We start from the raw sequence: 24,655 nt of genomic DNA on the forward strand, positions 1-24,655 counted from the left end.
GCTCCCTCGCCCGACCCCACCGAGAAATCGCCCCGGTTTCTGGACTGAGCGATCCGCTCGGCCCCAGGCCGAGCGGATCGGGAGGGAAGAAACCGGATGAAGGCGATTTCTCCGCCGCGACGAAGTCGCGGCAAATCAAACCGTCTGCGGCGCGAACAGGTTGACCAGGTTGCCGTCCGGATCGCGGAAGAGCAGCGAGCGGTTGCCCCACGGCATCGTCGTCGGTTCCTGCACCACCTCCGCGAGCAGCGGCCGGAGCCGGGCGAACTCGCGGTCCACATCCTCGACCTGGAATTCCAGGATGACGGTCCGGTTCGACTCCGGCACCGCCGCGCCCGCGCTGAACAGCGCCATCGTCTCGGCGCTGCCGATCGCCAGGGTCGCGGTCTCGCCGACGAACTCGGCGAACTGCTTCGCCGGGCGGCTCGCCACGAGCCCGGTCACCTGCTCGTAGAAGGACGTCAGACGGTCGATGTCACCGGTGATGATCCGGACGGAAGTCAACTGCACGGCCCAATTCCTCTCTCGTTGCTTGGTGGCCACGCTAGAAGCAATAGTGGACAGGATCCGCCCGGTATTGCGAGAATTTTCCGCATGACCCGGCCGATCGCTCGCGTGCTGGCGCTGCTGGAGATCCTGCAGGGCGGCGGCACCCGGACTGTCGCCGAACTCGCCGGGCGGCTCGACGTGGACGAGCGCACTGTCCGCCGGTACGTGGAGCACCTGCTCGACCTGGACATTCCGGTCCGCTCCGTGCGCGGCCGCTACGGCGGGTACCGGCTCGCGCCCGGCTACCGGATGCCCCCGCTGATGCTCACCGACGAGGAGGCGCTCGCAGTCCTGCTCGGCCTGGTCGCGGGTCGCCGCGCGGGGCTGGTCACCACGTCGGTCGCGGCCGCGGAAAGTGCCGTCGCGAAGGTCCGCCGGGTGCTGCCCGAGGCGCTCGGGCGTCGGCTCGACGCACTGCTGGAGGTCGCCGACTTCACCGCACCCGCGCGGGCCGCGCTCACCGCCGAGGCCGAAGTGCTCCTCGCGGTCGCCGAGGCAGCGCGCGACCAGCGGCCGGTCAAACTCGCCTACACCGCGGCACACGGCCGGGCCAGCGAACGCGTCGTCGAGCCGTACGGTGTCGTGGCACATTCCGGCCGCTGGTATCTCACCGGCTTCGACTCAAGTGCCGGACAGGTGCGCACCTTCCGCGTCGACCGCATCGAACGGGCCGAACCGCAGGACGGAACCTTCAGCGCCCCAGCGGATTTCGACCCGATGCAGCAGGTGCTCAGCGGCATCGCCGAAGCACCGCACCGGCACGACGTAGCGGTGCGGATCGACGCGACCGCGGAGGAGATCCGCGCGGTGTTCCCGCCGTCGATCGCCATTCTGGAGGCGGACGGCCCGTGGACGCGGGCGCGAATCCGGGCCGAACGCCTCGACTGGATCCCGCCCCAGCTCGCCGCGCTGGACCGGCCGTTCGTCATCGAGCAGCCAGCCGCCCTCCGCGACCAGATGCGCGCCCTCGCCGACCGGCTGACCGGTTACGCCGGAGCAGGCCCGCGTGCGGTAGCCGACAACACACCCGACTCGGCCAGCTAAGCGCCCGCCAGCCGTCGCCGCGTTGTCGGACCCGCGCTGGCTCCCCCGGCTACGCCGGATCAGACTCCAGCGCGACGTCCAGCAACGCGCCCAGCTCATTCAACTGAGCCGCCGACAGCCGGTTGAACGACGCCTTCACCACCACATCCGCCAGTTCCTGCCCCGCCGCCCGCAGCTCGGCGCCCTTCTCCGTCAGCCGATGCCGCACCGCTCGGCCCGGACCGGGCACCCGCTCGATCAGGCCGCGGTCGACCATGCGCGCGGCCAGCGTGCCGAAGGACTGGTCGGTCTGGAAGGTCAGCACGGCGAGGTCGTGCAGCGACGCGTCCGGGTGATTGTCCAAGTGCCGCAACGTATCCCACTGCACCAGCGACAGGCCGAGCGGCTGCAACGCCTGGCTCAGCGCGCGGTGATGGCGGTGCTGCAGGCGCTTGACAGCCAAGGCGACGTCGGCGTGGCGGTACTTCATGGCCGAGGAGCCTACCCCGTTTCAAGACAGGTTGCTTATATAAGCTTCCTTATATAAGGTTCCTGATATGACTTCTTCCGAGATCCTCCAGTTCCAGTCCGCCGGCCCGGTCGAGATCGCCGTCCAGGACCACGACCGCACCCGGACCTTCCTGCTGCTGCACGGCGGAGGCGGCGTCGCGACGATGGCCGGTTTCGCCGACCTGCTGGCCGGACGCACGCGTTCGCGAGTGCTGCTGCCCACCCACCCCGGCTTCAACGGCACACCGAAAGCCGCCGAGCTCACCGACGTCACCGCGCTGGCCAAGGCGTACGTCGCGATGCTCGACCACCTCGACGTCTCGAACGTCACCGTCGTCGGCAACTCCTTCGGCGGCTGGCTGGCCGCGGAAATCGCCCTGCAGCACAGCCCGCGAGTCAGCCGCGCGGTGGTCGTCGACGGCATCGGCATCGAGGTCGACGGCCATCCGCTGGCCGACGTCCGCGGCAAGACGGTCGCCGAAATCCAGCAGTTCTCGTTCCACGACCCGGCGAAGGCGCCGACCCCGCCGCCCGGCAGCAGCGGCCCGAGCCCGGACGTCGCGGCACTGGTCGGCTACACCGGTCCCGCGATGACCGACCCGACCCTGGCCGAACGACTGGGCAAAGCCGAGATCCCCGTCCACGTCCTGTGGGGCGAAAGCGACCGCATCGCCGACCCGCGGTACGGCGCGGCGTACGCCGCCGCGATCCCGGGCTCGACGTTCACCGTGCTTCCTCGCACGGGACATCTGCCGCAGGTCGAAACTCCGGAAGAACTGCTCGAAGCGCTGCTCGCCTTCGACGCGTGATCGCGACTGCGGGTTAAATAGCGGCTAGCGCACAAGGGGGATTCTCATGACCACCGCACTGATCGTCGGCGACATCCAGCGGGGCATCACCGACGGCTACCCGTTCGCCCGTCAGGCCGTGCCGCCGCTCGCGGACCTGCTGCCGCGGGCCCGCGAAAACGGCACACTCGTCGTATTCGTGCATTTCGCCATGCGGGACAACGGAACCGACCTGCCGGACGGCGCGCTGTACCGCTCCTTTTTCGACGCCGGAGACGCTTTCCACGAAGGTTCGCCGGGCACTGAACTGACGCTGCCGGTCGCCGAAGAGGACGTCGTCGTCCTCAAGCGCCGGGCCAGCGCGTTCGCCGGAACGGATCTCGACCTGGTGCTGCGTGCCCGGGGCATCAGCCACGTCGCGGTCGCCGGGGTCGCGACCAGCGCGATGGTCACCGCGACCTGCTACGACGCGGCGGACCGGGGCTACCAGGTGACCGTACTGCGCGACGGATGCGCCGACGGCGACCAGGCCGTCAACGACTTCCTGCTGGACAAAGTGTTCCCCAGCCGGGGATTCGAGGTCGTGTCCTGTGCCGAGTGGACCGGCGGGGTCGCGTGAGCGCGCTCTCGCCGCTGGTCAGCGCGGTGAAATAAGCCTTATTGACATCCGGGCGGCACCGGTTTCGCGACGTCGGCGAAGTCCGCTACTCTCAGTACGGCAACTATCACCGTGTCAGCACGCGGGAGGTACGCGTCGTGGCCGACGCAGTCAACGCACCGCCGGGGGTCAACCCGAACCAGTCGAGCGCGGCGCGCGTTTACGACTATCTCCTGGGCGGGAAAGACAATTACGAGATCGACCGCCAGGTCGCCAGGGAAGCCGCCCGGGTGATGCCGGACATCGCGGAGACGGCGCGGGTCAACCGGCATCTGATGACCCGGATCTGCCGGTTCCTCGCTTATCACGCGGGCGTCCGCCAGTACATCGACTGCGGGTCCGGCATGCCGACCGCGGAAAACGTGCACCAGATCGTGCAACGGGCCGACCCGCAGACGAAGGTCGTCTACGTCGACTACGACCCGGTGGTGGCCAGCCACGGGCGGGCGCTGCTCGACGAAAACGAGTTCACCGAATACATCCAGGCGGATTTCTTCGACCCGCCCAGCATTCTCGACCACCCGACGGTCAACGAGCACCTCGACTGGGACCAGCCGATCGCGGTCCTGTTCCTGCTCGCGCTGCACCACCAGACCGGCGACCGCGACGTCCCGGCGAAGGTGACGAAGGAATTCATCGACCGGCTCCCGTCCGGTTCGTACGTGGCGATTTCGCACCTGCTCGACGCGCACGACGGCTCCGAGGACGACGAAGCGGTGCAGGGGATCATCGAATCGGTCCACAACGGATCGATGAAGGACGTCTCGTCCCGCACCCGCGCCGAGATCAAGGAACTGTTCCACGACATGGAGCTGATCCCGAGCGGACCGAACAAGCCCGCGGAAATCGTGCCGGTGGTCGAATGGTGGCCGGACGGCCCGCTGCTGGGCGAGCCGACGGTCGCGCAGCGGATCGTGGCGGTCGGGGTCGCACGGAAACCCTGACGGCACAACAGGTTTGCAATGGGCCGGTGCTCCGGCTGAGCTAGCAGCTCGGCTGGAACACCGGCCCAATTTCGTCTGTCACGACGCGACCGGCACCGGTTCCTCCGCCTTCGCCGCCGCCGGGGAACGCCGCAGCGCGACCATCCCGATCACCGCGAACACCACCACAATCGCCGCGCCGATCCCGGCCACCGTGTGCAGCCCCGAAGTGAACGCATCCTGTGCCGTGGCCAGCAACTGCTCCCCCGTCGCGCCGGGCAAGCTCGCCGACGCCGCCATCGCACCGGCCATGCTGTCGGTCGCCTGAGCGGCCGCCGCGGCGGGCACGTGCGCCGGAACCGCGATGTGGTTGCGATACACCGCTGTCGCGACGCTGCCGAACACTGCGATCCCCATGGCGATCCCGAATTCCGCGCTGGTCTCCGACATCGCCGAAGCCGCACCGGCGCGCTGCGGCGGGACCGAGCCGACCACCATTTCGGTGCACAGCACACCCTGCGGTCCCATCCCGAAGCTCGCGACCGACATGCCCAGCACCACGAATGTCACACCGCCAGGCCCGCTGGCCAACGTGAACAACAGGATTCCGCCCGCCGCGACGAGCATTCCGAAGCCCAGCACGAATTCCGGACGGAACCGGCGCGCCAGCCGCGGCGCGATCATCGACCCGACGACCACCGCGAGCGCCTGCGGGACCAGCGACAGCCCGGCGTCGACCGTGCTCAGCCCGGCGACCATCTGCAGATACTGGCTCACCAGCAGGAAAACTCCGCCCATGGTGACTGCGCCGACGAGCATGATCGCCACCGCCGCGCTGAACGCGCGCACCCGGAACAGCTGGAGGTCCAGCAGCGGGTGCTCGAGCCGCTGCTGCCGCCGGACGAACACCGCGCCGACCGCGAGCCCCGCGGCGAGCACGACGATTTCGGTCAGGGACAAGCCGTTCTTGGCGATTTCCTTGAGCGCGTAGATGACCGGCAGGATCGCGGCGAGCGACAGGCCGACGCTGGCGAGGTCGAGGCGTCCGGCGGAGGTGTCGCGGTATTCCGGCAGCAGCTTCGGCGCGGTCGCGAGCAGCAGGATCATCACCGGAACGCCCATCAGGAACACCGAACCCCAGCGGAAATGCTCCAGCAGGAACCCGCCGGCGACCGGGCCGACCACCATGCCGCCCATGAAGCAGCTCATCCACACCGCGATCGCGGTGCCGCGCTGCTTGGGGTCCGGGAACATGTTGCTGATCAACGCGAGCGTCGACGGCATGAGCGTCGCCCCGGCGATCCCGAGCACCGCCCGCGCGCCGATCAGCATCTCCGGGCTGGTCGAGAACGCCGCCGCGACCGACGCGAGCCCGAACGCGCCGCCGCCGATCATCAGCAGCTTCCGCCTGCCGATCCGGTCGCCGAGGGTGCCCATCGTGACGAGGAACCCGGCGATCATGAAGCCGTAGATGTCGATGATCCACAGCAATTGCGTGCTGGACGGCCGCAGGTCCGCGGCGAGGTGCGGAACCGCGAGGTGCAGCACGCTCATGTCCAGCGACAACAGCACGGTCGGCAAGGCCAGCACCGCCAGGCCCAGCCACTCGCGTCGTCCTGCACTCATTGCTCTCTCCCCTGAAGTCGTCTCGTCGGCGGTCTCGCTGACTGCTCTCACTGACGCGACGATCGGGGTGCTGGCGGATCGACATCCCGGGGAAAACTTTTTTGGGCCGGTGCTTGAGCGCGGCTGGGCTCCTGCGGTCTTCCCCTGCGGGGTCAGGCCACCGCGTAGTTGCCGAGCGCGGGTTCCAGCAGGTCGAACGCCCTCCGCGCTTCCGCCGCGACCGTCTCCGCGATCTCGTCGTCCGGCCGTCCGGCGAGAGTCAGCTCCTCGATCCGTTCGAACAGGCTGTGGTGCACCGCCCCCAGCACCGCGGCCGCCGTGCGGACGGTGATGTCCGAGCGGAGGCTGCCCGTCGCGTCCGCCAGCGCGTCGGCCAGGGCCCGTTCCCGCCGCCGGTGCAGGCCTCGCAGGCACGCGGACAACGTCGGGCTCTCGGCGATCATCCGGGTGAACTCCAGCCCCGCGAACCCGACCACCGGGTCCTTCGCGGCGACCGCGGCCTCGAACGCCCGCCGCAGCGCCGTGAGCGCGGACTCCCCTGGTTCCCGCGCCGACACCGCGGCCGCCAGGGTCGCGACGAACTCCTCCTGGTGGTCCAGGACCAGGTCTTCCTTGCGGGCGAAGTAGTTGGTCACCGTCTTCTTTGCGACCCGCGCGGCCTGCGCGACCTGGGCGATCGTCGTCTCCTCGAAGCCCTGCTCCAGGAACAGCCGCGTCGCGTGGTCGGAGATCAGCTGGCGCGTCTCCTGCTTCTTGGCTTCCCGCAGGCCTAGCTCCATCAAAAACTTACCTCCGACGTAATTTTACCTTGACAGCAGTTCTGGGTCTCGGCATACTTTTACTACCGACGTAAACATAACCTGAAGGAGAACCACTTGTCGATCGCCGCTCTCCCGTCGCTCGCGGACCAGGCGGAGCACCTGATCGCGCTGGGGGTGCCCGAAATCGCGCAGCTTTCCGCCGCCGACCTGCGCACTTTCGCGGCAGCCCACAGCGACGCGGACGGCGCACTGCTGGCGATCCACCCGGATCGGGCGCCCGCGTCAGCGCTCACGCCGTTGCTGCGCCGCGAAGGCAAAGCCGGATTCGTCGTCACGGACATGCCGGACGTCGACCAGTTCGCGCCGCGCGACGTCGAACTGCCCGACGCGCCGCTGTACCTGGTCGCCGGCATCGAACGCGGCGACGAGATGGGGAACTGGAGCCCCGAAGAGGCGCTGCCCGCGATCACCAAGGCCGGGCGCAGTCCGCTGCTGCTCACCGAGGGGATCCACTGGGTGCTGCAGCAGCCGTCGGTGCTCGAGCGCAACCATTGCTTCATGACCATCGGCTCCCGGCTGCGCAAGGAGAACGGCAAGTTCGACACCCGCACGCCGGCGCTGTGGATCAGCAACGGCACCGGCCGCGACGGCAGCGAACGCCGCAACGCCCCGAAGGTCGGCTGGTGCTGGTGGGGAAACCGACACACCTGGCTGGGTTTCGGGTCCACCACCGCCCGCCGCTGAGACACCAGCCCCGACACCGAGGAGAGACGAGACCCCCGACTTCCCAGACCCGACCGTTCTGCACCCGATGCTCGACCAACCCCGAGAGGCGCTGGCGGGGGCAATCGGCACACCTGGCTGAGCTTCGGGTCCGCCGCCGCCTGCCGCTGAGACCCCGACTCCGAGGAGTGTTCCCATTTTCCCCGACCCGAACGTCCTGCACCCCATGCCGGAACAGCCGCGAGTGGCGCTGCTGAAACCGCTGGTCACGTCGCCGCTGATCGACGTCGGCGATTTCTCCTACTACGACGACCCGGACGATCCGACCGCCTTCGAGACCCGCAACGTGCTGTACCACTACGGCCCGGAGAAGCTCGTGATCGGCAAGTACTGCGCGCTCGGCGAGGGCGTGCGGTTCATCATGAACGGCGCGAACCACCGGATGGACGGGCCGTCGACGTTCCCGTTCCCGATCATGGGCGGCGACTGGGCCGGGCACTTCGACGTCATCACCGGCCTTCCCGGGCGCGGCGACACGGTGCTGGGCAACGACGTCTGGCTCGGCTACCGGGCGATGGTCATGCCGGGCGTCCGCATCGGGCACGGCGCGGTCGTCGCGTCCGGGTCCGTCGTGGTGGACGACGTGCCGGACTACGGCATCGTCGGCGGCAATCCGGCGAAGCTGATCCGGCGGCGGCACAGCGACGAGGACGTCGAACGGCTGCTGGCGATCGCGTGGTGGGACTGGCCGTTGGCGCACCTCACCAAGCACGTCCGCACGGTCATGTCCGGCAGCGTCGACGAACTGGCGAAGGCGGCGGCCGAACTCGCGTAACTCGGTAACGTGGCAGGCGTGCCCGCTGAGATACCAGAGGAAGTCCGCCGAAGCACCGCACTGTTCCTGTCCACAGTGGACCGAGTCGCGCCGGGGCTGGTCACCGGGTTCTACCTGGTCGGCTCGGTCTGCTTCGGCGACTTCCACGCCCGCGGCGCCGGACGAGGGCGGCTGAGCACGTCCAGCGACATCGACTTCGTCGCGGTCACCGATCGACGCGCGGAACCCGGCGAGATCGAGGCGCTGGCCTTGGCGCTGGCACATGGCACGACGGTCGCCCAGTTCCCGAAACCGCATTTCGACGGAGCCGTGCTCACCTGGGCCGACCTCGCCGCCGGACCGGATGCCTGCCCGGACGTTCCGTGCGCGCAGGAAGGCCGCTTCACCGAGGCGGCGCGCGACGGCCTCAACCCGGTGATGTTCTGCGAACTCGCCAGCCGCGGGATCGCACTGCGCGGACCCGAACCGTCCGCTATGGACGTTTGGGCGGACCAGAATGCGCTGCGCGCGTTCACTGTCGACAACCTGAGCCGCTATTGGCGGCCGTGGTGGGAGAAGAACCGGCGCGCCAGCGCGTTGTCGCTCGCGGTCGGAATGAGCCCCTGGTTCCCGGTGTGGGCAGTGCTCGGGGTGAGCCGCCTGCACCATCTGCTGGCCACCGGAGAGATGACGTCCAAATGCGGCGCGGGGCGTTATGCGGCAAGGGAATTCGACTCGCGGTGGCAGCGCATCATCGCGGAGAGCTTGAGCCTGCGCACCGAAGGAGCGGAAGGCCGGCGCAGCTACCGGAATCCGCTGGCGCGACGACGCGACACCCTAGCCTTCCTGGACGCCACGATCGACGACGCGCTAACCCTGGCCTAGCGCACGAATCGGGTCGACGCTGGCCTAGCGCACGGATCGGACCAGCAGTGGCCTAACGCCCCGGCCTGGCCCGGCCAGCATTGGCCTAACGCTCCGGCCTGGCCAGCATTGGCCCAGCGCACGAATCGGGCCAGCAATGGCCCCAGCGCCCCGGTCGGGCCAGCAATGGCCTAGCGCCCTGGTCAGGGCAGCATTGGCCTAGCGCCCCGGCCTGGCCAGCATTGGCCTAGCGCCCCGGCCCGGCCAGCAATGGCCCAGCGCCCTGTTCAGGCCAGCATTGGCCTGGCCCGACCAGGGCGCCGAGAGCGCGGTTCGTCGGCGCGCTCCGTTCGAGCACGCGCGTCCCAGCGCGACCGGCGGCTGCGAAGAGGCCACGTTTGCGCAGGGTCCGGCAGGCACCGTTACGAGGTGATCCCGGCGAGATCGCACCGGTAAGCGGCAGTGGTGTGCGGCGAGTCCTTGCGCGGCCGCCGTGCCGTCGCCGGGCTCACCGCGAGCCGTGCGGCGAGGTCGCGCACGGGTGGGCAACCGGCCGCCAGCCGTCCGGCGGAGATGGTGCCCTCGGCCGACAGCGCGATCTCGGTCGCCGTCCCGCCGTACAGCGCCGCCTCCTCGATCGGGTCGCTCATCCGTCCGTCCTAGCGCAATGGGGGAAATCTCGTGGCCAAGCGCTCCGGGTTGACCTTCAAGCTGCTTGAAGCCCGATGATGGGCAGGTGTCCGATCTGCTCACCATTGGTGCGTTCGCCCGCCGCTGCGGCCTGACCGCCAGCGCGCTGCGCTTCTACGCCGACTCGGGGCTCGTGCGGCCGATCCGGGTCGACGAGGAGTCCGGCTACCGCTACTACTCCCCCGGCCAGGTCCCGGCCGCGCTGCTGGTCCGGCGGTTGCGGGAGATCGGCCTGCCGCTGGAACGGGTCGGCGCGGTCCTAGCCGCGGAACCGGCCGAGGCGTCGCGGATCATCGACGACCACGTCGCCGGGTTGGTATCTCAGGTGCAGCAGGCACGGGAAATCGCCGCGGCGGTGAAGGCCACGCTGGGCTCGACGGCACCGTCGGTCCAGTTCACCGGGCCGATGTTCACCGCTGCCGTCGAGCAGGTGCTGACCGCGACGTCGCAGGACCTGCCGGTACTGAATGGCGTGCACCTCGAAGTCTCCCCGGAGGCGATCGTGCTCACCGCCACCGACCGGTACCGGCTCTCGACCCGCACGCTGGTCCCGGCCGAACCGAGCGCGTCCAGCTGGACCGCGACCGTCGACGCCGACGACCTGCGGCTCGCGATGCCGTGGACGCGCCGTCAGCACGAACTGCGGCTGAGCGTCCGGGGCGAGGAGTTCTGCTTCCAGGGCGACGACGGGACACGAACCTGCCGCACTGTCGCCGACGAATTCCCCGACTACCGGCAAATGCTGGCTTCGCTGCCAGAAGTCCTTACACGGGCAGTGATATCTCGCAACGCGCTCGTGGCATGTCTGGAACGCCACTACACCCCGCAAGTCCAGGTGGACCTCTCGGCCGCGGCCGTCCAGGTGGGAACCGAATCCATCCCCGCGGACGTCACGGGCCCACCGATCTCGCTCTCCTTCGCCGTGAGCACGCTGCACCCGGCGATCAGCACCGCTGTCGGTCCGGACGTGATGCTGGACGTCGCGGCCCCGCACCTGCCGGTCGTCGTGCGCTCAGCCGATGACGGCGACCTGACCACCCTTGCCATGCCAGTGAAAGGAAATGCCGAATGATGGCCGAAATCACCGCCGCGGTGACGCAGGGCCGAGCGGGCGACACGGACGTCGCGCGGGCGCGTCTGCAGGAGCTGTGGGACGAGATCGGACCGGGCGGTGATCCGTTCTACCGCTGTGTTCTCGCCCACTACCAAGCAGATCTGTTCACTGACCCGGCAGAGGCACTGGTGTGGGATGTCAGAGCCCTGGACGCCGCCGCGACAGTGACCGACGACCAGGTGCAAGCGCACGACGCCGGGCTCCGCATCGAAGGCTTCTACCCGTCGCTGCACTTGAACCTGGCCGACAACTTCCGCCGCCTCGGCTCGTTCTCCGCGGCGACGGAGCAAATCGCGGCAGCGCGAAAACGACAGGACGCACTCTCCGACGACGAGTACGGTGCGATGATCCGACGGGCGATCGACGGTGTCGCGGAGGCGATCGAACGCCGGTCCACCGAACGACGCACGACGGCACCGGGAGTCGAATAGTTGGAACCATGGCTGTCGGATTGGTGCCGCACGCACCTCGGGGCCGAGCCGGTCGACGTACTGTTCGAGGCACGCCAGGTCTCGACAGTGCACGGCCTGCGCCTCGAAGACGGCCGGAAGGTCGTGGTCAAGGCCCGCCCGGACGACGGCCGTGCCATCGCCTGCGTCGCGGCGCAAACGCAGCTGGCTCAGCGAGGCTTCCCGTGCGCACGACCGTTGACCTCGGCCGTCATAGTCGGTTCCCTGGCCGTGCATGCCGAGGAATACCGCCCCGGCGGCGAGGTAATCTCGGGCGACTCGCCGGACGTTGCCGCGCGCTATGCCGAGCTATTCGCCGTGCTGCTGACCGCTCTCGCCGGGGTCTCCGTCAAGCCGCCGCTGCCGAACCCACGCTGGCTGCGCTGGGACCACGCCGACCCCGGTCTGTGGCCGGCGATCGACTTCCTGGACGAACGAGACCAGCGCTTCGTGCCCGAGGAGGTCACCAAGACGGCAGACCGGGCCCGCCGCAGACTGCTCGCCGCTGATCTGCCGAACGTCCTCGGCCATGGGGATTTCGAAGCGCAGAACCTCCGCTGGGATACCAGCCAAGGCTGGACCGTACATGACTGGGACAGCCTGGCATGGCAACCGGAAGCAGCACTGGCGGGAGCGGCGAGCGGGATGTTCCCGAGCACAACCCCGCCGACGCTGGCTCCGATCGAGAGCTCCGCGGCGTTCCTGGAGTCCTATCAGGACTTCCGAGGTCGCCGATTCTCCTTGGCCGAACAGGAAGTCGCGTGGGCGGCGAGCTTGTGGCCAGCGGCGCACAATGCCCGATGGGAAGCGCTGCATGGCGATCCGCCGATCTGCGGCGAGGCGCTTCGGGAGCAGGCTGCTGAACGTCTTCGTCTCGCGAACGCCTGAGTTCTAGCACAAAAACCAGGCCTGACGCGCCTAGCCAGTCCTAAACGACATCGAGCCGAGGTGCGGCTGAAGCAGTCTCAGCCGCTTCGAGAAGCGTGGCCGCATCCGCGACGTTGGCCACCCGGACGGACATCGCCGGAACTGCGCGTTTGGTGGGCTTCGTCGTGTACACCGCGAGATTCTTAGTCGACCGGTCGTACACCGCGGCTTTGGCCTGGTTCCAGCTCACTTCCAGGAGCTGGCGCCGCACCAGCCCGACGAACAGGAAGAGCAGCCGCTGGTTCGTGCAGGCAAGGACGCCGAGCCCGTCGCCTTGTGCACCGGTTAAGGCCAGAACCTCTTCCTCCGGCTGGAGATAGTCCGCCAGGAGGGCGATCTCCTTCCTGGATCCGGCGAGCAGGCCGCTGACTCGGCCGACTGCCCTCGCGATGTCCGGGCGCAATTCCGGCGCTCGCACGGGAGCGCTCGGCGCTGCCGCGGGCTCAGGTTGGACCGCGGTCTGCCGTACGGCTGTGTGGAAAGTCCAGCGCCGGCCATCCCAGTAGCGGACCAAAGTGTCGTCGAGGGGATCCGGCAGCCAAGCCGGCGGGCGCGCCGATACCGGTGGGCGAGTCACGATTCACTCACCACCGTCGTCGCTGAGATCGCCGTCAGCGGAAGCGGACGGGGTGACCGACACCAACGCCTCCCGGGCGTCGCGCCGTCCCGGGTCCGATGCCCGCCATTCGATTGCCTCCGGGACATCTGTGTATTCCAGCACGTGCGCGTCGCCGACAGCGATCAAATGCTCCTTCACCTCTGCCGGGGTCGCGTAGAAGAATTCCCGGCGCAAGTTGACCAGATTCACGCGCTTGTGGCTCAACCGTTGGTGCAGAACGGTTTCCAACGCGACGGCGTCCTCGGAGAAGACCAGTGCGTGGACGTCGAACCGGAAGGGCACCGAGGCGTCACCGAGTTCACGGACGCGGTCGAGCGGCTCAAGGCGCCGGGTCATGCCGATTTTGACCACACCCGGGCCGAATGCGCCGACATTGGAAATCACGTAGACATGCCCGACCCGGATGTTGGCGGCACGCGCCTCGACGCCAGCGATCGCTTCGTCGACAGCTGTCATCTGCTCTCGTGCCCGGGCCAAGCCCTCCGAATCGCCCTTCGCCTCCAATTTGGCAAGAGCGGTCGCGTAGTGCGCGCGTTCCTTCGCGAGCCGGGTTCGTTCGCGCTCGATTTCCTTCATGACCTTGGCTTCTTCGCGAAGCCGTTCGCGTTCCGCCCGCGCCTGTTCGCGCTCGGCTTCGACCTTCGCCAGGTAATCCGCGGTCAGGTCGATCTCGCGGAGCCGGAGCCGGTGGTAGCTGTCCGACACGGCGATGCGCATAAGGACACCCAGCCGCCCGATCGTATTCCGCGTGGTCGTCAGCCGTTTCTTCACCGACTCCCGGGTGTGCGGCTTAACCACGCGGACCGCGTTGTCCGCTTCGGCGTTGTATGCGCGCAACATCAGTTTGGCCATGTCGCGCCCGAGCCGCTGGCCTTCCTTGACCGAACCGTTCACCGCCCAATCGACCTGGCACGTGACCGCGTCGGCCCGTGCTTCGAGCTTGATGCGGTCCCGAAGCAGCTTCAGCTCTTCCTTGTACGCGACCGCGTCGTCGAGAGGGTGGGCGTACTCGTAAACGCCCGCTTCCTGGAGCAACGCCAGTTCCCGGGTCTCGACTAGGCTCGACTGCCACTTCGCGGTTTCCGCGCTGACCTGATCGCGCGTCGCGGTCAACTGCGCTGCCTCGCGCTTCGACCGCTCGACCGCCGACCGCAGGTCTCGCAATTCCGCCTCGAGACCGGCCGTCCCCGCACCGCGCAGATGGTCGACCCATCCACGCAGTTCGGTGATCGTCGCGTGCGCCGCGGCCAGCTGCTGCTGCAGCGCGACCACCTCCGGGTTCTCCCGGTTGCCGAACAGAGCCACTTCCGATGCCTTCCCCCTGCGCGCGGGAGATCTTCCCGTGACGTCCCCTTGACGATCGCTGTCCCGCATCGGACCGTTACCGCTCATTTGCGTGGATTGCCCCCGGCCTGGCCGTCCCCGTCCGGCAGCTCACGATTCGGTAACCGTCTGTCACGTTTCAGTCCAGAACCCGATTGAGGAGAGGCGCGGAATCACTGCGCATGAGGTACGACTGGCAGGTGGAATGGATACGTCACTGGTGGATCGCGCTCGCAGGCTCTTCGAGTTTCTGCGGGGTGCGCAGCACCTCAAAGCCAGTCCGGTCCGCACCACTGACACCTACCAGCGGGACGGCGACGTCGTCTGGCTGAGCCAAGCGCCCCGGCATCCCGCTGTCTCCGTGCGGTCAGGGGAAGCCGGCGATACAGACGGCCCGGTGCTCGCGGTCGAACGAGTGCCGGTCATCGCTCCGCCCGAACCGGATGACGATCTGGCCCGCTGGCTGAGCAGCCCGCTCGACGACCCGGAGCAAGTGCCGACGCTGCGGAAGCGGATCGTCGACCCCCTCACCGACGACGAGGACGACGCGGAAACCGGCGCGGAACGCACGCCGGCGTACCTGTCGCTGAACGACTTCCCGGCCGTCGAAGCCGCGTTCCCGGGTTGGCTCGTCCGATGGCAGCGATGGGCCGGCCAAGAACTCGTCGACCGTCCGGCGCGAGACCTCTACCAGCGTCTCTACCTCATGTACGTCCGATCGACCGAAAGCCCGGAAGAGCTGGAGCTGCTCGCGGGAACCGGGTGCCTGAGCTGGCAACCTGTCAACAGCCCCCGAATCCGACGGCACGCGCTCACTAGCGAGGTCAGCATCCACTTCGACGACCGGACCGGCGTCATCGAGGTGCGGACGGTCGAGTCGGCCGAGCCGGTGCGGCTCGAACTCGACATGGTGGACCTGCGCCTGATCACGACACCGGACAAGGTCACTGAGGTCCGGGAGGACGTCAAGGCGCACGACGGATCCGCGCTGGACCGGGCGGCCGCACGGGAATTCGTCCAGCGCATCGTGCACAGCCTCGATCCGGACGGGGAGTACCGCGACGAGGACGAAGCTCTGCCTCCCGCGCGGAACGCGCTCGCGACGTTCGCCCCCGCTGTGATCCTCCGGAAGCGCACCTTCCACGGTTTGATCGAGATTTTCGACGCGATCCTGCGCCAGATCGACGAGACCGGCGAGGTCCCCGCCGGACTCGTGCCCCTGCTCGATCCCGATTACGTCCCGGTCGCGGAGCAGGCCACCGACGCCGGCGCCATCCTCGCCGTCGACGACGAGCCGTTCCTCCCCATGCCGATCAACGAAAAACAGCTCGAGGTCATCCGGCGCGTCGACTCCAGCTCTCAGGTTCTCGTTCAAGGCCCGCCCGGCACCGGCAAGACCCACACCGCCGCCGCGCTGATCTCCCACTTGCTCGCCCAGGGCAAACGGGTTCTGGTGACCGCACAGACCGACCGCGCGCTCCGCGAAGTGCGGGACAAGCTCCCGGATCGGATCAAACCGCTCGCGGTCGCCGTCGTCGGCACCTCGCGCGAGGACATGGCCGATCTCAAGATCGCGGTGCAGGAGATCGCCGCCGCGGCCGGAGACCACGACGGTGCGGAGAACGCCCGCGCCGTCGAGCGCAACCTCGAGACGGTCGACCGGTTGAGACGGGAACGGTCAGCGCTGTACAGCCGCCTGATCGAGGCTCGTGAATGCGAGGTCCGTGAGCGAACCCACCAGGGTTACCACGGCACGCTGTCGCGCATCGCCCAGCAGCTGGCTGCCAAGGAAGAGCTCGGCTGGCTGTCCATGTCGGACACCATTGCCGCCGACGCTCCGCTTCCGTTACCCGCCACCGAGGTGCGAAGCTGGCATCGCGACCTGCTCGATGACCGGCTCCGTGCTGACGAATCAGAGTCCCGGCTGCGCTTGCTTTCCCTCGAATCGGTGTGCGACGCCGCGGCCTTCGCGAACCTCGTCGCACAGGAGCGCGCCGCGTTCGAGGCAGATTCGCGATACGCATCGCTCAAGCAGCACCCGGCCTTCGGAGCCGTGCTCCGGCTCGCTCCGCAGCAACGGACAGAGTTGCGGCAGCGATTGCAGCACATCGCCGACGAAACCGAGCAGTTCGCGAGCCGGCGGGAACAGTGGCTCGACGCCGCTCTGCGCGATGTCCTGTCCGGACGAGCCGACCAGTGGCGGGCCCGCGCCAGCACGATCGCCGGCCTCGTCGAAGCGTGTGCCCGTCCGGTCGCTCACCTTGGCGCGCTGACGGAAGTCGTTGTGCGCGAGGGCGATCTCGGCACCTTGACGGCGCTTGCCGGCGAGGTCATCCGCTATCTCGGCGACGGCGGCGTGATCAAGACGCAAGCAGACGGGAAGCCGAAGATCGGCGCGTTCGCCGGCAAGGTGCTGAAGCAGGCACAGCCGCTGTTCGACAATGTCCGAGTCGACGGCGTCCCTCCGACTTCCGCCGCGCAGCTCCAGACGTTCCTGGCGTGGGCCGAGGGAACGCGGGTGCTGGCCGCGCTCGACCGGGCCTGGCCGGAGAACGTCCTCATCCCGCCTGAGGACACGCTGCAGGAACGCCTCCAATGGCACACGACGGAACTCGCGCAGTTGCAGCACGTCCTGACGCTGGCAGACCTTTTGGCCCACGAGGAAAACCAGCTGCGGTGGCTCCAGCTGCCCGTGCCGAACTGGCAGGATCTCAACGACGTCCGCAGGTATGCCAGCTTGGCAGACGCTTGCGGTGCCGAAGAAGCGCGAGCCGCAGCTACCCGGCCGCTCAGTGAACTCGAATCGGTGCTTCGCGAAACTGCACAATGGACGGACGCGGCACCGTGCGTCGCGAATCTGATGGCCGGGGCGAAGACACGCGACCACGAGCTCTACGCGAGTGCCCGCCAGCGGCTCGAACGGCTGTGGGAGGTCCGGGAACGCGCTGCTCGACGGGATCACGCCAGCTCCGTGCTCGGTACCGCGGCGCCGGGCTTCCGTTCGGCAGTCGAGGCTGGCCCTGGCGCCGCGGTGTGGCCGGGCCGGATCAGCCAGTTCCAGGAAGCGTGGAGCTGGGCGGCTACCCGGACGTGGGTCGTCGATCAGGAAGCAATCGACGTCAATGACGTCCAGCGCCGGATATCCCGGATCGAAGCGAGCATCCGCAAGGAAGCCGAAGCGATCGCCGCACGCCGCGCTTGGGACCACGCGGCATCCCCGAGCCGGCTCACCGGCACCGCTCGCGCTGACCTCACCCAGTACGCGCAGCTGGTCCAACGTGCCGGCAAGAACACCGGTATCTACCGCAACCAGCGGCGCGCGGAGATCCGCAAGGCGATGGACCGGTGCCGGCCGTCGGTTCCGGTGTGGATCATGCCGATCTACCGCATCGCCGAGCAGCTGCGCGTTCGTCCCGGCATGTTCGACGTCGTAGTGATCGACGAGGCATCGCAAGCCGGTACCGAAGCTGTCTTCCTTCAGTACTTGGCCCGCAAGATCGTGGTCATCGGGGACGACAAGCAGGTTTCCCCGTCCGCGGTCGGCATCGACCAGCAGGAGCTGCGGGACCTGGCACGGCAATACCTTGCCGACGACCGTTATCGCGACTCGTGGCACGACCCGAAACGCAGCTTGTTCGAAGAGGCCAAGATGCGCTACGGCCGGCCGATCACCCTGGTCGAGCACCGCCGCTGTGTCCCGGAGATCATCGGCTTCTCCAACCGGATCGCCTACGAACCGGAGGGCATCAGGCTGCTGCCGGTCCGGCAATACGGCGCCGACCGGCTCGATCCCGTCAAGGCCGTCTACCTCGAGGACGGCTACGAACGGGGCACCACCAACAAGATCAACCCCGTCGAAGCCGATGCGATCGTCGAGCAGATCGAGAAGTGCCTTTCGGACCCTGCCTACGACGGAAAGACCTTTGGCGTCGTGTCCCTCCTGGGCAAGGCCCAGGCGAAACACATCGAAGACGAATTGCTCGTCCGGCTTTCCCGCGAGGACTGGCAGAGCCGTGACCTCCGGTGCGGCGATGCCGCCGACTTCCAGGGCTCCGAACGGGACGTCGTCTTCCTGTCGATGGTCGCCGCACCCGAACCGGACCGGCGCATGATCGCCCTGACCCAGGACCAGTACGTGCAGCGGTTCAACGTCGCGGTCTCCCGGGCGAAAGACCAGATCTGGGTGTTCCACTCCGTCCGCCAAGACGAGTTGCCCAACAGCGAGTGCATGCGGTACCAGCTGCTCGACTACTGCTACGGCGTGCGCGACCGGCCCGCCGGTGCGGCCGGACGTTCGTCGGCGGTACCTGACAACGAGCGCGTCGAACCGTTCGATTCCCTTTTCGAGCAACGGGTGTACAACCGCATCGTCGCGCGCGGCTACTCCGTGGAACCGCAGTTCGAAGCGCTCGGCTATCGGATCGACCTCGTCGTGGTCGGCGGCCGGGCCAGGCTCGCGGTGGAATGCGACGGCGATCGCTGGCACGGCCCCGACGTCTACGAGCGCGACCTGGCTCGGCAGCGCGACCTCGAACGGTGCGGCTGGCGGTTCTTCCGGATCAGCGGCTCTTCGTTCGACGTCGATCCCGACGAGGCTCTCGCGGAGCTGTGGGAGATCCTGAACGAGGAGGAGATCTATCCGGCTGGCTGGGCTCCGGTACGGGCCGATGCCGCACCCATGGCAGAGCCCCCTGCGCTGGAATCCTTGCCATCGCCTCAGGAGACAGCAGCAGTTGCCACCGTCGTCGCCGAAGAAGATTTCAGCCCAGTAGCCGGAGAGCTGGTGCTGGAACCTGAGCCCAGAGAGCCGGAGGTCGCTGCAACCGCCGGTGCCCTGGCCGTCTACGCGACCTTTGCCGGTGCGCTCATTCCGACGTCAGAGGCGTCCCGGCAGCAGATGACCGAGGGCGTGCTCGCGATCGTGAAAGCCGAAGGCCCGGTGCTGGGACAGCGAGTCCATCGGGCCTACGTCGAGGCAGCCGGAGGCAGCCGGGTCGGCCGGCTGATCGCGAACGAACTCGATTCGGTGCTCACTCAGGCGGTACGCCGTGAAGAACTGCTAGTCGACAACCCGACAGCACAGCATCGGATCAAGGAACGGACCTACTATCTGCCGGACCAGCCGAGGGTGCGGATCCGCGAGCTTGGCCCGCGGCAACTCTCCGATGTTCCCCCGCGCGAACTCGCTTCTCTGATCGCTGGGGTAGCTGAGCGCGAAGGATGGGACGAGAGGGTTCTCTTCCGTGCGGTGCTGGCCGAGTTCGGATTGAAGACCCTGACAAAGCGGGTGCAGGATCTCTTCGGCTCCGTCGCTCCTCTGGCCCGCGGCATCGCAGAAGGCGAGTAAGCACCGGGTTTGTTCGCGAGGTCCGCAGCCCGTAGGATCCGGGCGGTTGCCGCGCTGGGGGACGCCGCAACCGCCCGGAGGTGTTACCTGAGGTCGCGGATCAGCGCGCCCACGATCGCGTCGATCCGGTTCGACTGGGCTTTCGAATAGTCCGCCGTGTCGATGAACACTGTCACCGAGCGTTTTCCGTCCTCGGTCACCGCGTTGCGGAAGTCGTGGCCGCTGGCCATGCCGCCGCTGTGGCCCCACGTGGGGAAGTTCGGTGTCAGTTCATACCGCTGCAGGCCCAGGCCGTATCCCTCGCCGCCGTCGTCAAGGACGGTCTTTTTCATTTCGGTCAGCAAAGCAGCGGGCAGGAGTTTTCCGCCCAGCAGTGAGGTCCAGAATTTCGTCGTGTCCGCGCCGGTGGAGATCAATTCGCCGGAGGCGTCGGCTTCGGAGACGTTCCATTCCGTGGTGTCGACTCCGTTGGTGTAGGACCGCAGTTCCGGTTCGTCGATCGTGGTTTCGTCGCCGGGCCAATAGGTTTCGTGCAGGCAGAGTGGTTTGATGATCCGTTCGGTGAGCTCAGTGCCGATGCTGCGGCCGGTCACCTTCGTGACCACCATGCCGGCCAGGTTGTAGTTCGTGTTGGAGTACGCGAAACCGGACGGGGCGCGGTCAGGCGGAGCGAGCGAAAGGGCCTGTCGCACGGTCTGGATCGGGTCGAAATGTTCCCATCGGTGTGCTTGGTCGTCCTCCCAGAACGGCGAGTCCAGGTAGTCCGGCAGGCCGCTCGTCTGCTGCAGCAGCTGCCGGACGGTGATCTTGCGGCCGTCGTAGCGGGCGGTGCGGATCAGGCTGGGCAGGTAATGATCGACGGTTTCGTTCAGGCTGATTTTGCCCTCGGCGACCAATTGCAGCACGACTACGGCGGTCCAGGTTTTCGTGTCGCTGCCGATTCTGGAATGTTCGTCGCCGGTGATCGCGCGGCCGGTCTCGACGTCGGACTTTCCGACACCGCCTTTCCACAGGCCGCAGTCCGGGCTCTGCACGGTCAGGACGATTCCGGGGAGACCGACCTTTTTCAGGCCGTCCAGCGCGGTTTGGATGGGTTTGGCGGAGCATGCGGCCGCTGAAGCCGCGGTCGTCGGCGCGACCACTAATGCCGCGGTTACCACCATCGCCGCGGCGGCGCTGGTCCAAGCTCGCATGTCGTCTCCTTCTGCTGGAATCTTCAGACTGCGAAGAGCGTTTGCGAAGCGACGGTGTGCCGTTTCAGCGCAGCCGGATCGACAGCGACGCCGCCGCCCGGACCGTCCGGAATGGACAGACAACCGTCTTCGAGTTCGAACGGTGCGGTGAGATCGGTGGCGTAGTACCGGCTCGACGCTGAGATATCATTGGGCAACACGAAACCGGGCAGCGCGGCGAGGGCTAGGTTTTGTGCACGGCCGATGCCGGTCTCGAGCATGCCGCCGCACCACACCGGGATTCCGTGTGCGGCACACACGTCGTGGATCCGCCGCGCTTCGAGATATCCGCCGACCCGGCTGGGTTTGACGTTGATGATCCGGCACGCGCCCAGCCGGATCGCGAACGCGGCGTCGCGGGCGGAGCAGATCGATTCGTCGAGGCAAAGCGGAGTGCGCAGGAGTTTCGCGAGTTCGACGTGCCCGCCGAGATCGTCCGCGGGGAGCGGCTGTTCGAGTTGGACCAGGCCGAACTCGTCCAGCCGGCCCAGATGGTCGGCGTCGGAGAGGGAGTACGCGGTGTTCGCGTCGGCCTGCAAAACCAGGTCCGGGCCGAACTCGGCGCGGACCGCGCGCACGGGTTCGAGGTCCCAGCCGGGCTCGATCTTGAGTTTGATCCGGACGTATCCCTCGGCCAGGTAACCGGCGACAGTGTCGATCAATTCCGTTACAGTGTCGGTGATTCCGACGGAAACTCCGGCCGGAATGCGATCGCGCACACCGCCGAGATAAGTGGACAACGGCATCGCGTAGGCGCGGCATTCGGCGTCGAGGATCGCGGTTTCGAGCAGGGCTTTGGCCAGCGGATTGCCCTTGACCGGAGCCATCGCGCCCGCGACCCGGGCGGCGGTCAACTGCGGCAGGGCGGTCACACGCGGGACGAGGTGGTCGCGCAGGATCCGTTCGGCTCCGACGGCGAATTCCGGGCTGTACACCGGTTCCGGGTCGCCGCCGAATTCCGCCCAGCCCTCGCTGACGTCGGTCACCACGTGCAGCAGAAGGGTGTCGCGTTCGGTGTCCACCGAGCACGAAGTCCGAAATGGACGGACGAGCGGGAGGCTGACCTCGATCAGGTCGATCCGTTCGATTTTCACGCCCGCGCCCCTTCGGTCAGGTGGTACCAGCCGGACCGGCTGAATCCGGTCGCCGTGTAGCCCTCTGTGAACAGCGGGACGAAAGCGTCCCGGGTCGCGTAACGCCACTCCGCGCTCAGCCGTGCGTCCAGGCGGCGCAGGCCCACGATGTCGGCCGGGACCCGGCACCAATACCCGGAACCGTCGCGAACCAGGAACGATTCGCCGTCGGGGGCGCGGCGCGGGTCGATCTCCGCGGTCGTCAGGTCCGGGCCGGAAAGCCTGGCGGGATTCGGTTCCCGCAGCGGCCACACCGCGGTGAACCGGTCGGTTTCGTCCGCGCCGTTGACGCCGTCCTCGATCTGGCCGTAGAAGTCCACTGTGTACTCGGTTCCGCGCGCGCCGAGTTTCGCCAGGTTGAAATGCGCATTACGGCTTACCAGCGGATCAAAAGTCCAGACCATCGTTTCCGCGCCCTGATCAAGCGCCCATACCCGCTGGGCTTGCTTGAGTGCGAAGCCCACTCCCCGATCGCTCGCGCGCGCTGCGGCGATCAGCGAATAGACAGCGCGCGTCACCGGTGGGCAGAAAATGAGCGCCGACGCCGCCTGAATACCGGCGTCATCAGCCGTGTAATGCACCGCGCCGCCCGCGTGGACGACGGCGCGCAGCGCGTCCGCGCCGAACGGAGCGTGGGATTCCGGCGTCTGCCACACCTGGGCGAGGAATCGCGACACCGCTTCGAGCGTCCGGACGTCGTCGGCCAGCCGGATCCGGACGCCGGCCCGGTTCGCGGCGCGCAGGGCGGTCGAGACGGCCGTGTCCGGGGCCGGAGGGAGTACGGTCGCGGGTGCGCCTGGTGGAACGTGCATGCTGACAGCCTCGCGGCCGGATCGTCCGGGTGCGTGCAGTGCCGGTCCAGAGATTCCGCGGATGTTTTGTGCGTCTGGCTAAAGAGGTGAAGATGCTCGATCCGGAGGTCCCCGATCTCGGGCAGGTCCTCGACGCGCTCGGCGCTTCGCTGCTGCAGCCGGTCAGCCCGCTGCCGGAGCGTCCGGTGCCGGTGTCCGGGGTGCTCATCCACGAGCGGCGCAGCGGCGCGCCGCCGGGGCAGGACACGATCCTGCTCGCCGTCGGGGCCGATGCGGCCGAAGCGAAAGATCTCATCAACTCTGCCGTGGGATATTCAGCGCTGGTGGTGAAAAGCTTCGGCGAACCCCTCACCGAGCTGTCCGACGCCGCGCGCGACGCCGGGGTCGTGCTGCTCGCCGCCGACGAAGCCGTGCCCTGGCACCACCTCGAGACCATGATCTCCTCGGCGCTCGCCCCCGCCGTGCGCACGCCCGGCGCACCGGCCGCGGGCGATCTGTTCGCGCTGGCCAACGCCATCGCCGGGATGGTCGGCGGCGCGACCACCATCGAAGATCCCCACCGGCGGATCCTGGCGTACTCGACGCTGCCCGGCCAGCCCATCGACGACGGCCGCCGCCAGGGCATCCTCGGACTGCAGGTGCCGGAGGTGCCGGTTTTCTACGACGACCAGTACCGCGAACTCGCGCGGGTACGGCAGACCTGCCGGTTTCCTTCGCTTCCCGGCGGGCTGCCGCGGCTCGGCGTCGCGGTGCGGGCAGGCAGCGAGATGCTGGGTTCGATCTGGGTGGTCGACGCCGACGACAGCCTCGACGAGACGGCCGAGCAAGCGCTGTTCAACGCCGCCGAGATCGCCGCGCTGCACCTGCTGGCCGCGCGCACGGCGGTCGACGTGGTCCGCCGTCGGCGCGCTGACCTGCTGCAACGCCTGCTGGCCGACCCGAGCAGCGTCACCGCCGTCGCCCCGCAACTCGGCTTGGACCCGGACGCCCCGGTCGCGGTCGCCGCGTTCACCGTCGCCGATCCCGAAGACGTACTGGCTGCCCACGCGGCGACGCGGCTGGCCGATCTGGTGAGCCTGCACTGCGAGGCGCACTACGGACGGCACGGCTGCGCGCTGATCGACGGGACCGTTTACGCGCTGCTGCCCGAGGGTCCCGCGCACCGCGAACTGGTCGCCGACATCGCCCGGCGAGCGCACGGCGCGCTGCGGATGCCGGTGCAAGCGGGACTCGGCGCGACGGTTCCCGGGCTGCGGTCTATCGCATCCTCCCGGGCCGACGCGGACCTGGTCCTGCGGACACTGGCGGAGCGACGGACCTCCCCGGAACCGTGTCAGGTGGCGGCGATCGAGGAGGTCTGGGCCGGGGCGACGCTGTCGGTGCTGGCGCAGATCCTGGCCGGGGACGCCTCTTTGCCGCGACGGCTGGGTCCGGCGGTGCGGGCGCACGACGTCGAGCACGGGACTACGTATGCGCCGACGATCCTCGCTTACCTCGATACGAACGGTGACATCGCTGCGGCGTCGACGCGGTTGTCGGTGCATCCGAACACGATCCGGTACCGGCTTTCCCGGGCGGAGGAGATCTTCGGGTTCGACCTGGCGGATCCGGACGAGCGGCTGGTGCTGTGGCTCCGGTTGCGGTTGGGGGATCAACTCGGCTGGTAGGGGGTGGTGAGTGGCAATGCCGGTCGTTCTCAAGCAGCGGCTTTGGCGCTTCGGCCTGACGCCCGGCCGCGTCGAAGCCTTCCTCGCCGAATACGGCTGGAGC

General features: G+C 68.2%; 21 protein-coding genes and 2 pseudogenes. 12 read left to right on the forward strand and 11 right to left on the reverse strand.

Translation table 11 applies throughout. From position 1 onward, the window contains the following. Positions 1 to 135: 135 nt before the first annotated feature. Entirely contained in the window at positions 136 to 510 is a 375-nt protein-coding gene (locus ACWDNU_RS30170; RefSeq protein WP_449671395.1) for a VOC family protein, read from the reverse strand. An 84-nt stretch (positions 511 to 594) separates the two neighbouring features. Here ACWDNU_RS30170 and ACWDNU_RS30175 point away from each other — a divergent pair, with 84 nt between their 5' ends. Further along, positions 595 to 1,593, forward strand: a complete 999-nt coding sequence (locus ACWDNU_RS30175) for a helix-turn-helix transcriptional regulator (protein WP_370935020.1) — start codon at positions 595 to 597, stop codon at positions 1,591 to 1,593. A gap of 49 nt (positions 1,594 to 1,642) precedes the next feature. On the opposite strand, the gene ACWDNU_RS30180 is transcribed toward ACWDNU_RS30175, so the two are convergent. Continuing rightward, entirely contained in the window at positions 1,643 to 2,062 is a 420-nt protein-coding gene (locus ACWDNU_RS30180) for a MarR family winged helix-turn-helix transcriptional regulator (RefSeq protein WP_370935019.1), read from the reverse strand. Positions 2,063 to 2,129: 67 nt separating this feature from the next. Between ACWDNU_RS30180 and ACWDNU_RS30185 the strand changes: the two genes are divergently transcribed. The 3 genes from ACWDNU_RS30185 (at position 2,130) to ACWDNU_RS30195 (ending at position 4,472) form a co-directional block, all read left to right on the forward strand. Continuing rightward, positions 2,130 to 2,891, forward strand: coding sequence for an alpha/beta fold hydrolase (locus ACWDNU_RS30185; RefSeq protein ID WP_370935018.1), 762 nt, complete (start codon positions 2,130 to 2,132; stop codon positions 2,889 to 2,891). A gap of 46 nt (positions 2,892 to 2,937) precedes the next feature. Then, the gene (locus ACWDNU_RS30190) at positions 2,938 to 3,489 is read left to right on the forward strand and encodes a cysteine hydrolase family protein (RefSeq protein WP_449671396.1); all 552 of its coding nucleotides are present in this window, start codon (positions 2,938 to 2,940) and stop codon (positions 3,487 to 3,489) included. Positions 3,490 to 3,626: 137 nt separating this feature from the next. Further along, the gene (locus ACWDNU_RS30195; RefSeq protein ID WP_449671397.1) at positions 3,627 to 4,472 is read left to right on the forward strand and encodes an SAM-dependent methyltransferase; all 846 of its coding nucleotides are present in this window, start codon (positions 3,627 to 3,629) and stop codon (positions 4,470 to 4,472) included. Positions 4,473 to 4,550: 78 nt separating this feature from the next. Here the strand turns inward: ACWDNU_RS30195 and ACWDNU_RS30200 are convergent, their stop codons facing one another. Continuing rightward, complete coding sequence (locus ACWDNU_RS30200) at positions 4,551 to 6,077, reverse strand: MFS transporter (protein ID WP_449671398.1); 1,527 nt, start codon at positions 6,075 to 6,077, stop codon at positions 4,551 to 4,553. Positions 6,078 to 6,229: 152 nt separating this feature from the next. Then, the gene (locus tag ACWDNU_RS30205) at positions 6,230 to 6,856 is read right to left on the reverse strand and encodes a TetR/AcrR family transcriptional regulator (RefSeq protein ID WP_370935014.1); all 627 of its coding nucleotides are present in this window, start codon (positions 6,854 to 6,856) and stop codon (positions 6,230 to 6,232) included. Positions 6,857 to 6,952: 96 nt separating this feature from the next. Here ACWDNU_RS30205 and ACWDNU_RS30210 point away from each other — a divergent pair, with 96 nt between their 5' ends. The 3 genes from ACWDNU_RS30210 (at position 6,953) to ACWDNU_RS30220 (ending at position 9,260) form a co-directional block, all read left to right on the forward strand. Then, positions 6,953 to 7,582, forward strand: coding sequence for a DUF5701 family protein (locus ACWDNU_RS30210; protein WP_449671399.1), 630 nt, complete (start codon positions 6,953 to 6,955; stop codon positions 7,580 to 7,582). Positions 7,583 to 7,787: 205 nt separating this feature from the next. Further along, positions 7,788 to 8,396, forward strand: coding sequence for a CatB-related O-acetyltransferase (locus ACWDNU_RS30215; protein ID WP_449671400.1), 609 nt, complete (start codon positions 7,788 to 7,790; stop codon positions 8,394 to 8,396). 18 nt (positions 8,397 to 8,414) lie between these two features. Beyond that, positions 8,415 to 9,260 carry a hypothetical protein gene (locus tag ACWDNU_RS30220; protein ID WP_449671401.1) on the forward strand — a complete coding sequence of 282 codons (846 nt, stop codon included), beginning with the start codon at positions 8,415 to 8,417 and terminating at the stop codon, positions 9,258 to 9,260. A 404-nt stretch (positions 9,261 to 9,664) separates the two neighbouring features. Here ACWDNU_RS30220 and ACWDNU_RS30225 read toward each other — a convergent pair. After that, positions 9,665 to 9,778, reverse strand: a pseudogene (locus ACWDNU_RS30225) (tyrosine-type recombinase/integrase); the annotation flags it as partial. A gap of 197 nt (positions 9,779 to 9,975) precedes the next feature. On the opposite strand from ACWDNU_RS30225, the gene ACWDNU_RS30230 reads away from it, so the two are divergent. Genes ACWDNU_RS30230 through ACWDNU_RS30240 form a run of 3 tightly spaced genes read left to right on the forward strand, consistent with a single transcriptional unit; the run spans position 9,976 to position 12,380 of the window. After that, a complete protein-coding gene (locus ACWDNU_RS30230; protein WP_449671402.1) occupies positions 9,976 to 11,001 on the forward strand; it encodes a DNA polymerase III subunit beta family protein in 1,026 nt (341 codons plus the stop codon). After that, on the forward strand, positions 10,998 to 11,474 hold the full coding sequence (locus ACWDNU_RS30235) for a hypothetical protein (RefSeq protein ID WP_449671403.1): 477 nt from the start codon (positions 10,998 to 11,000) through the stop codon (positions 11,472 to 11,474). Before ACWDNU_RS30230 ends, ACWDNU_RS30235 begins: the two co-directional genes overlap by 4 nt. Beyond that, positions 11,475 to 12,380 (forward strand): phosphotransferase, encoded by a 906-nt coding sequence (locus tag ACWDNU_RS30240; protein ID WP_449671404.1) that lies wholly within the window; start codon positions 11,475 to 11,477, stop codon positions 12,378 to 12,380. Between the two features lie 40 nt (positions 12,381 to 12,420). Here the strand turns inward: ACWDNU_RS30240 and ACWDNU_RS30245 are convergent, their stop codons facing one another. The 3 genes and pseudogenes from ACWDNU_RS30245 to ACWDNU_RS30255 all read right to left on the reverse strand — a co-directional run bounded on the left by ACWDNU_RS30245 (position 12,421) and on the right by ACWDNU_RS30255 (position 14,343). Further along, positions 12,421 to 12,837, reverse strand: a complete 417-nt coding sequence (locus ACWDNU_RS30245; RefSeq protein WP_449671411.1) for a DUF2510 domain-containing protein — start codon at positions 12,835 to 12,837, stop codon at positions 12,421 to 12,423. A 39-nt stretch (positions 12,838 to 12,876) separates the two neighbouring features. Next, positions 12,877 to 12,996, reverse strand: a pseudogene (locus ACWDNU_RS30250) (DUF2510 domain-containing protein); the annotation flags it as partial. A gap of 3 nt (positions 12,997 to 12,999) precedes the next feature. Then, entirely contained in the window at positions 13,000 to 14,343 is a 1,344-nt protein-coding gene (locus ACWDNU_RS30255) for a DUF4041 domain-containing protein (protein WP_449671405.1), read from the reverse strand. Between the two features lie 223 nt (positions 14,344 to 14,566). Here ACWDNU_RS30255 and ACWDNU_RS30260 point away from each other — a divergent pair, with 223 nt between their 5' ends. Next, on the forward strand, positions 14,567 to 19,708 hold the full coding sequence (locus tag ACWDNU_RS30260; protein ID WP_449671406.1) for an AAA domain-containing protein: 5,142 nt from the start codon (positions 14,567 to 14,569) through the stop codon (positions 19,706 to 19,708). A gap of 83 nt (positions 19,709 to 19,791) precedes the next feature. Here ACWDNU_RS30260 and ACWDNU_RS30265 read toward each other — a convergent pair whose 3' ends face one another. The 3 genes from ACWDNU_RS30265 to ACWDNU_RS30275 are packed head-to-tail and all read right to left on the reverse strand — an operon-like array spanning position 19,792 to position 22,885. Beyond that, on the reverse strand, positions 19,792 to 20,901 hold the full coding sequence (locus tag ACWDNU_RS30265; protein ID WP_449671407.1) for a serine hydrolase domain-containing protein: 1,110 nt from the start codon (positions 20,899 to 20,901) through the stop codon (positions 19,792 to 19,794). A gap of 23 nt (positions 20,902 to 20,924) precedes the next feature. Further along, entirely contained in the window at positions 20,925 to 22,034 is a 1,110-nt protein-coding gene (menC, locus tag ACWDNU_RS30270) for an o-succinylbenzoate synthase (protein ID WP_449671408.1), read from the reverse strand. Further along, positions 22,031 to 22,885, reverse strand: a complete 855-nt coding sequence (locus tag ACWDNU_RS30275) for a hypothetical protein (RefSeq protein ID WP_449671409.1) — start codon at positions 22,883 to 22,885, stop codon at positions 22,031 to 22,033. Before ACWDNU_RS30275 ends, menC begins: the two co-directional genes overlap by 4 nt. Positions 22,886 to 22,977: 92 nt before the next feature. On the opposite strand from ACWDNU_RS30275, the gene ACWDNU_RS30280 reads away from it, so the two are divergent. Further along, positions 22,978 to 24,552: a PucR family transcriptional regulator gene (locus tag ACWDNU_RS30280; RefSeq protein WP_449671410.1), complete on the forward strand. Its 1,575-nt coding sequence runs from the start codon at positions 22,978 to 22,980 to the stop codon at positions 24,550 to 24,552. Positions 24,553 to 24,655: the final 103 nt, after the last annotated feature.

It is taken from the genome of Amycolatopsis sp. NPDC003676 (assembly GCF_053587275.1).